The sequence below is a fragment of the Sphingomonas sp. Leaf407 genome (assembly GCF_001425385.1).
GTDB lineage: Bacteria > Pseudomonadota > Alphaproteobacteria > Sphingomonadales > Sphingomonadaceae > Sphingomonas.
The window spans coordinates 634,503-642,751 of record NZ_LMQO01000002.1 but is presented as its reverse complement, the minus strand read 5'-3'; the positions used below and the strand labels follow the sequence as shown (position 1 = coordinate 642,751).

9 protein-coding genes are annotated in these 8,249 nt (G+C 65.1%); 2 read left to right on the top strand and 7 right to left on the bottom strand.

All coding sequences use genetic code 11. The features are described 5' to 3' along the window. A partial coding sequence (locus ASG37_RS09350; RefSeq protein WP_321163614.1) for a sugar phosphate nucleotidyltransferase occupies positions 1-159 on the bottom strand: 159 nt, incomplete at its 3' end. Between the two features lie 166 nt (positions 160-325). On the opposite strand from ASG37_RS09350, the gene ASG37_RS09345 reads away from it, so the two are divergent. Together ASG37_RS09345 and ASG37_RS09340 are read left to right on the top strand one after the other, a co-directional pair. After that, entirely contained in the window at positions 326-1,084 is a 759-nt protein-coding gene (locus ASG37_RS09345) for a metallophosphoesterase family protein (RefSeq protein ID WP_055758627.1), read from the top strand. A gap of 195 nt (positions 1,085-1,279) precedes the next feature. Beyond that, positions 1,280-1,525 carry a hypothetical protein gene (locus ASG37_RS09340; protein WP_055758625.1) on the top strand — a complete coding sequence of 82 codons (246 nt, stop codon included), beginning with the start codon at positions 1,280-1,282 and terminating at the stop codon, positions 1,523-1,525. Positions 1,526-1,625: 100 nt separating this feature from the next. On the opposite strand, the gene ASG37_RS09335 is transcribed toward ASG37_RS09340, so the two are convergent. The 6 genes from ASG37_RS09335 to ASG37_RS09310 form a co-directional block, all read right to left on the bottom strand. Continuing rightward, on the bottom strand, positions 1,626-2,618 hold the full coding sequence (locus ASG37_RS09335; RefSeq protein WP_156349088.1) for a M48 family metallopeptidase: 993 nt from the start codon (positions 2,616-2,618) through the stop codon (positions 1,626-1,628). 16 nt (positions 2,619-2,634) lie between these two features. After that, a complete protein-coding gene (locus ASG37_RS09330; RefSeq protein WP_162233459.1) occupies positions 2,635-3,999 on the bottom strand; it encodes an exopolysaccharide biosynthesis polyprenyl glycosylphosphotransferase in 1,365 nt (454 codons plus the stop codon). 323 nt (positions 4,000-4,322) lie between these two features. Further along, positions 4,323-4,934: an FKBP-type peptidyl-prolyl cis-trans isomerase gene (locus ASG37_RS09325; RefSeq protein ID WP_055758616.1), complete on the bottom strand. Its 612-nt coding sequence runs from the start codon at positions 4,932-4,934 to the stop codon at positions 4,323-4,325. Positions 4,935-5,021: 87 nt separating this feature from the next. Then, the gene (gene rpsU / locus ASG37_RS09320) at positions 5,022-5,228 is read right to left on the bottom strand and encodes a 30S ribosomal protein S21 (protein ID WP_055758614.1); all 207 of its coding nucleotides are present in this window, start codon (positions 5,226-5,228) and stop codon (positions 5,022-5,024) included. 121 nt (positions 5,229-5,349) lie between these two features. Continuing rightward, positions 5,350-5,742, bottom strand: a complete 393-nt coding sequence (locus ASG37_RS09315; RefSeq protein WP_055758611.1) for a response regulator — start codon at positions 5,740-5,742, stop codon at positions 5,350-5,352. Then, positions 5,739-8,219 carry an ATP-binding protein gene (locus ASG37_RS09310; protein ID WP_055758608.1) on the bottom strand — a complete coding sequence of 827 codons (2,481 nt, stop codon included), beginning with the start codon at positions 8,217-8,219 and terminating at the stop codon, positions 5,739-5,741. The genes ASG37_RS09315 and ASG37_RS09310 overlap by 4 nt, the downstream gene beginning before the upstream one ends. Positions 8,220-8,249 lie beyond the last annotated feature (30 nt).

The window sequence follows — 8,249 nt, the reverse complement described above, 5'->3', positions numbered from 1 at the left end:
CTCGATCCCCGCCTCCAGCGCTTCCTCGACCGCATACTGGATCAGCGGCTTGTCGACGACGGTCAGCATTTCCTTGGGCATCGCCTTGGTCGCCGGCAGAAACCGGGTGCCAAGACCCGCCACGGGAAAGACTGCCTTGCGAACGCGCTGAATGGTCATGGGGTCGTGCCTTGATCGCTGTTGTCGATGGATCCGGATGAACCGCGCCATATCGCGCGGATCGCTGCATTGCACCGGAAATCGCGATGACTCGTGGCGGACGGCCATTGCCGCTCCGGCCGGCACAACCTATCTGCGGCGGCTATCGAGGTTGCACGGGAATTGCATGTTCAAACGTCTGTTCGGCCAACCAAAACGCACGACGCCCGCGTCGATCACGCCCGAGGGCACGCGAATCTATGCGATCGGCGACGTCCACGGGATGCGGCGTGAGCTCGACGTCCTGCTCGACCGAATCATGACCGACGATACCGCGCGGGGACAGGCCGACCGGCTGATCGTGTTTCTCGGCGACCTCGTCGATCGCGGTCCCGATTCGGCGGGGGTGGTCGAGCGGTGTCGCACGCTGGCCGACAGCGGGATCGACGCCGCATTCCTGATGGGCAATCACGAGGAAGTGATGCTGTCGGCGCTCGAGGGCGATCGCGAGGCCTTGCGGTTGTTCGCGCGAATCGGCGGACGCGAGACGATGCTGAGCTATGGCGTCAGCGAAGCGGACTATGATCTGGCCGATTTCGACGAACTCCACGCATTGTTGGTACGCTGCGTACCGCAATCGCATCGCGATTTTCTGGCGGCGGGCGAGGATTTCGTCGTTCGCGGGGATTATGCGTTCGTCCATGCGGGCATCCGTCCCAATATTCCGATCGACCGGCAGCGGCCATCAGATCTGCGCTGGATGCGATCGCCCTTCCTCGAACATGCCAGACCGCATGAAAAAATCATCGTCCATGGTCATACCGTTACCGAAGAACCCGAATTTCGCGACAATCGTATCGGTATCGACACCGGCGCCTATCGCACCGGCGTATTGACCGCGCTTGGCCTCGGCGAACGCGATAGATGGATCGTTCAGAACGTTTGACCGTTGTGCAATGCGGCAGATTATTACGATGGCATGTGTGAAAAGTCACAAACCCGTGCTAGGGATGACTTCCACAGGACATTGCGACCTGTCGGCAACAATCGGGAACCGGCGTTTCGGATTGTGATCGTACCGCTTGCCAAACACATCCTTTTGTGTGAGTGAGCGGCAAATTGAGCGTGAAGGGAGTAGATTATGGGTTTCGGTAAGATCATCCTCGCCGCCGCTGCCGCTTCGATGGCAGTTGCCCCGGCCGTTGCGGCCCCGGCCAACGTTGCTTCGAGCCTGTCGGTTGCGAAGTCGGCACGTGCGTCGGGCACGACCGCTGACAAGAACGAGCTGGCTGGCGGCGGCATCATCGTCGCGCTGCTCGCAGCAGCCGCTGTTGTCGTCGGCATCGTCGTTGTCGCTGACAGCGACGACGATTCGGACAGCAACTAATCGTTTCGGCGAAAGCCGGAGTGGAGAATAGCGGCCTTCGGGCCGCTATTTTTTTGTGCGCCGTAGATCGCGTTAGCCCCCCAACCGGCCGGCGCGTGATTCACTGCAACGGCGCATCCTGCCGTGCAAGCAGCGGTGGGCGATAGGGAATCGGCGCGCCGGCTGGCAAGGCGGCAATCTCCTGCGCGATCAGTTCGGCGCGCCGGGCGGGAGAGGAATGCGTCCTGCTATAAAAGATGCCGCCCGCAATCCGTGCCCCCGGCCCCTGCCAGAAGCGGACGGCAAGTCCTGGGTCCCAGCCGGCGTTGCGGAGCAGATACACGCTCAGCCGGTCCGCCTCGTCCTCGGTCGCGCGGAACAGGCGGCCGTTGCGTCCGAATTCGCGGAAGACGCCCCGGCTTATGCCGGCCGCATCCAGCCGGCGACGATGCCGCAGAATGTTGTGCGCCAGTTCGTGCGCGACGACGACCGCCACCTGATCGTCGCTGAACCGGTCGAGAAAGGCACCGGAGATCTGCACCTGTGCGCCATCGGCGCTGGCGTCGAGCGCGGGACCGGGGCGTAGCTCGAAATAGCTGCGGCAACCGGGCGACGGCGGGACGACGACCGCCCGGTCGCGCCCCGCCCGGCGCAGCGTCAGGCGCAACGGCCGGTCGACTGGCTGAGCGTCGAGCAGCGCGACGAACGAATCGCGGGTGTGGACGTGCTCTGCGCCATCGGATCTGGGAATTGGCCGATCGTTCACGCTGACGATCGATTCGTCGGGACGGATGCCGGCACGCGCCGCCGCGCTGCCCGGCACCACGCCCTCGATCGCAACGGCGGTGTCGAAGCCGAATATCGCGCGGGCATCACCCTGTTCGTCGGCGGAATATTGGTCGATCGCATGCACGACCAGCCCGATCGCCGGCACCCGGTCGTTGCACAGGACGGCGTTGCCCGTCGCCAGACGATGGCCGATCGCCGCCAGGCGGACGTCGCCGCGCCGCAACTGTTCCAGCGTGGCCCGGTCGGTCGCCGCGATCGCCGAACCGTCAAGCGGCACCAAGGCGAGCATCGCCGCGCAGGCCAGTGACCGGCGCAACCGCGTCACGCGGCAGAGGCGACGTTCAGAAGGCATTCCGGTGAACGACCACGCCGAACGTCTTGAGGATGATGACGAGATCGCGCCAGATCGTCCAGTTATCGAGATATTCAAGGTCGGAGTGGAGGCGGTTGGTCAGATCGCTCTCGACATTGGTCGCGCCGCGATAGCCACGCACCTGCGCCAGACCGGTCAGCCCCGGCTTTACCGCATGACGATGCCAATAGCGTCCGTCGATCTCCCAGAACAGCTTGTCCTCGGCGCGCGAGCCGAGAGCGTGCGGGCGCGGGCCGACGATGCTCATCGTCCCGTCGAGCACGTTCATCAACTGCGGAAGCTCATCGATGCTGGTGCGGCGGATGAACGCGCCGACACGAGTGATGCGGTTGTCGTCGCGCGCCGCCGATCGTGCGCCGGCCGAGTCGCTCTGTTCGACGCGCATGCTGCGGAACTTGCGGATACGGAACTGGCGATTGGCGCGGCCGATGCGGGTCTGGACGAAGAACACCGGCCCACGCGATTCAAGCTTCACCGCCGCCGCGACTAGCAGGAACACCGGCAACAGCAGCAACAGCGTGCCGCCGGCGAAGAGGATGTCGAACAATCGCTTGAGCAGTCGCCCCTGCGGGCTCATCGGGCCATGCGCGACGACCAGCGTCGGGCTGCCGCCGAACCGGCCGAGGCCACGCGGACCGAACGGCTGAAGCTCGTCCATGACGATCTCCGCCTGGACGTTCGCGCCTTGCAGCAGATGAACCCATTTCTCGCGATTGGCGACGCTGCAGGCGACGATCACCCGATCGACCTGTTCGAGCGCACGGGCGAGGCGATCGTACATCTCTGGGTCGTGCCCGGCGGCATCGAACGCCGAGGTCGCCAGCACCATCGAAACGCTCCGCCCGACCGGCATATGCCCCTCGTCACAAATCATGACGATGTTGTAGGGATTTCCGCCGAGGATATGCGCAACACGGCGCAGGAACACATAGCGCGCCGTGGCCAGCGTCAGGACGCCGATCGCCACGCCGAGCGCGAAGACCAGCCGGGAGAAATCCTCGCTTGCCTTCAGGATGAACGCGAGGAACAGGACCGCCGCCGCCGCGAACAGGAACGCCCGTATCGCCCGCCCGATGACGGTGCCGACCCGGTCCATGACGCCGACATTATAGGCCCCGGTGGTAAAGGCGGCGAACAGATAGATCGGCAGGAGCGACGACCCGATGACCGCGACCGATTGGATCTTGTTCTCATAGGCCCAGCCGATCCCGGCGAAGCTGCACAGGATGCACAACAGGTCGAGCAGCACCAGACCGGCGTAGAGGCGGACCCGCAACAGCCGGCGCGACGGTTGCCAGCGACTGCGCCCCCCCGAACCGGAACGGCCTGCCACCTTATCCAACGGTATGCCCCCGGGAATAACGTTCATCGCCCCTTTTCCGCCAAATCGGATCCCCGATTGGCTGCCCGACAGTACATAGCCGGATTTGCTGCATCCGCTCAATACGGCGTGACCGCTCGGGCGGATACAACACATCGTCAATCAAGCCAACCGTCCCAACCGACCATCGTCGATGTTTGACTTGGTCCAAGGAAGCAGAACGACCGGCGATCATGACGCTGCAACAATATCGGTCGTCGTCTGCCGACCGTTATTACAACAAAACGGCGCCGGGATTGCTCCCGACGCCGTTGTTCAAGAACCGGTCGATGCGCTCAGCGTCCAGCCGGCGGCAGCGCCCCCGGAGGCGGCGTGCCGGCACCCCCGCCCTGCTGCTGCATCATCTGCTGCATCTGCAACTGCTGGAGCACGGTTTCGGGGATGAAGTCGACCATCTCGACGTCGAACACCAGCACCTTGCTCGCCATCTCCTGCATCTGTGGCGACATCGGCGGCGCGCCGGCCGGACGCGGGGCACCATAGCCCAGTTCGGGCTTGAGCCAGAAGCGGTAGCGCGATCCCTTGGGCATCAGCTTGAGCGCCTCGCCGAAGCCCGGCACGACGCCCTTGGGCGACATCGGCGTCGGACGCTGGCTCTGATCGAAGACCGTGTCGTCGGTAAACTTGCCGACATAGTTGACGAGCGTGACGTCGGCGTCGGTCGGCGTCGGACCGCTGCCCTTGGTCAGCACTTCATATTGAAGGCCGCTGGCCGTCGTCACCACACCGGCGCGCGAGGCGTTCGAGGCGAGGAAGGAATCCGAGCCGCTGCGCGTGCCGGCCCACGCCAGTCCAACGGCACATAGCAGCGCCAGCGCGATACCGACCCATAGCCAGACGATATAGCCACGCTTCACGGGATGGAGCGGAACGGCAGTAACCGACATCGAAACCCCTAACCGGCGGATCAAACCGACCGCCTCATCACCTGAATTCAAGAACGACGCGAACCGGAACGTCCACGCCGCGACACCTTACCGGGCGCTGTCGCGCTCCACGCGCTTGCGGTCAAGCTTGCGGGCGCGGCTCACGGCAGCAGCATGCTGGCGCGCGCGCTTTTCCGAAGGCTTTTCGTAATGACGGCGCAGCTTCATCTCGCGATACACGCCCTCGCGCTGGAGCTTCTTTTTCAGCGCGCGCAAGGCCTGATCGACGTTGTTATCGCGGACGATGATCTGCATGAGGCCGTCAGACTCCGAATTTCTCATAGCTACAGCACGGGGTTCGCTAAAGCATAGCCCGGCGTTATCGGCGTTCCTCTATCGATAGCGGCACGGATCGGCAAGCGCGACGGCCCACCGGTCAGAACAGCATCTCGTCCTCGTCGGACTTGCGCGCGAGGATGCGGCCGATCGCATCGAACAGTGCGTCCATCGCCACCGGTTTGAACAACACTTCATCGGCACCGGCATTGATACACCGTTCGGACAGATCGACAGCCGCATCGGCGGTAACGACGATGATCGGAAGATCGCGCTTGGCATCGTCGCGCCCACGAATGCTGCGGATCACCTCGAAACCGTCCATGCCGGGCATGCGCAGGTCGAGCAGTATCAGATCGAACGATTCGCGGTCGATCCGGTCGAAGCCGGCCTCCGCACCATCCGCCTCCACCATGGTCGCCCCGGCAACGTCGAGCATGTCGCGAACCACCCGGCGGTTCATCGCATCATCCTCTATGTAAAGGATGTTCATGACGCTTGCCGCAAGGCAGCCGGAACGGGAGCAACAATGTCGGGCATATGCAATGTCGCTATCGCCCTCCCTTGCGCCGGACACAAGGGCCCGTCGCGAGGGGCCGTGTCCACCGACCCCAATACCGTCGAAATTAGTTTCGTTCCAGAAACGGGTTTGCGCAGCACGGTGAAAAATAGTTCGTCCCCGCCGATCGGCTGATCGGGTGCCGCCAACACGATCGCGGTCATACCCGCCGCCTGCGCCGCCGTCGCGATGGCACGCAGATCCTCTACCGGCGTGGCCGAGATCGTCGCGAGTCCGGGCAGATCGATCAGCACGCACCGATGCGAACCGGTGCCGAATGCGGCGATCAGGTCCCCGACGCCATCGGCAAACCGGATACCGGCGACCCGTCCGCCCAACAGCCCGCGAATCTTGCCCCGCGCGATCGGATTGGGCTCGATCACGATCAGTTCCTCGCCCTCGGCTACCTCGGTCGCGCCTGCCGGCGCGGCGACCTCGACGATCGGCAGGTCGAGCGTGAAGGTCGATCCCCTGCCGACGGCGCTGTCGAGCAGGATGTCGCCGCCCAGCGCCTGCGCGAGATTGCGGCAGATGGTCAGGCCAAGGCCGGTGCCGCCATATCGCCGGGTGGTACTGGTATCGGCCTGGCGGAACGATTCGAAGATGTCCTGCTGCCGATCCTCGGGCACGCCGATGCCGGTATCGGCAACGGCGATCCGCAATCGCCCGTCCAGCGCCGAGGCGCGCAGCGCGATGCCACCGTCGGCGGTGAATTTGAGCGCGTTGGACAACAGGTTATAGACGATCTGCCGCAGCCGTCCCGGATCGCTTTCGATCCACGGCGGCAGGTCGGCGATGTCGAGCGCGAACGTCAGCCCGCGTTCCTCCGCCTGGGCGCGCCACAGTCGCGCGACGTCGCGCAGCACGGCGGCGGGATCGGTCGGTTCGATCGCCACGGCCAGCTTGCCGGTCGTCATCTTTGCGACATCGAGAATATCGTCGACCAGCGCCCGCATCGCCAGTCCCGCCCCCTGCACCACGCTCAACCGATCGCGCGCCACCGGTGGCAGCGATCCGTCGGCCAGCATCACCTGCGTCATGCCGAGGATGCCGTTCAGCGGAGTGCGGATCTCATGGCTGGTCGTCGCCAGAAATTCGGTCTTGGCGGCCAGCGCCCGGCCCAGCGCATCATTGCTGTGTTCGAGTTCAGTGTTGGCGGCGCGCACCTCGTCGCGGCTGCGGCGCAGGGTAAAGATGCCGAAGCCGAGCAGCCCGATGACCACCGCGACCGCGCCGGCGCCGATCCCGAACAGGATCCGTTCGAACCGGGCGCGCGACCGTTCGAACGCGACGTTGCGGCGCAGTTCGGCCTGTTTCAATCCGGCGATGCGCAGTTCCTGATTCTGGAAATCGAACCGCGCGGACATCAAGGCGGTCTTGGCTGAGGTCGCGACCTGAGTCGCCTGATCGTCGAGCCGGTTGAGCGCTTCGAGATGGGCGAGCGCCTTGGCGGTGTCACCGGCCGCGGCGTAGACGACATAGGCGTTGCGGTGATTGTCGCGCTCGGCAAGCGAGGTGCGTTTGAGGTCGACGCCGGTGAAGATGCGATCGATCAGCGCGACCGCGCGTGCCCGATCGCCGCGTTCCATCGCGATCCGCGCCGAGATCGACTGCAACGCACCAAGGGCCTGCGGCGAATCGCCACGGCGGGCGATGGCGATGCCGCGCGACACCGAGGTCCATGCCGCCGCGAAGTCGCCGATCGCTACCTGCGACCGGGCGAGATTTCCCCAGATGCGCGCGGCGAACATCGAATTGTCGGTGCGGCCGACGAAGGTCTGCGCCCGTTGGAAGTCGCGCAGCGCCTGTCGGTCGCGGCCCATTTCCGACAGCACGTTGCCGCGATTGTTGTAGATCGACGCCATCAGCGTCGGATCGCCGCCAATATCGGCCGCCTCGCCCAGATAGCGCAGCGCCGATTCGAAATCGCCGCCCTGCCGATAGAGCGAGGCGATACTGGTCAGCGCCAGCGCCCGACTGCGCGTGTTGCCATGCGCGACATAGATGTGATGCGCGGCCTGATAATCGCCCAGCGCCGAGGCGACGTCGCCCGCGTCGGTGGCGATGTCGCCGCGCGTCCGCAGCAGGTCGCCTTCGATCGCGGTCCGCTGCCCCCGAACGGTGTCGAGGCCCTGTTCGACCAGCCGGCGCGCCACGTCGTCGCGGCCGAGCCGTGCGTTGCTTTCGGCGCGGAGCCACTGGATCGTCGCCGATTCGGCCGGACTGCGTCTCGCGAGACGTTCGAGCGCGATGCTTTCGCGCAACGCCGTTTCCGGGTCGCTGACCGCCTTCGCGCGCAATTCCGCGACCCTCCGGTCGAACTGTGGATTGGCGACAGCCGGCAGCGGCGCGGCCGAGGTGACGACCGCGAGGACAAGGAATGCCGGCAGGGCCAGGGCGGGGCGGCGCATGACGGGGTTTTCGCAGGTGAAAGTTAAGGC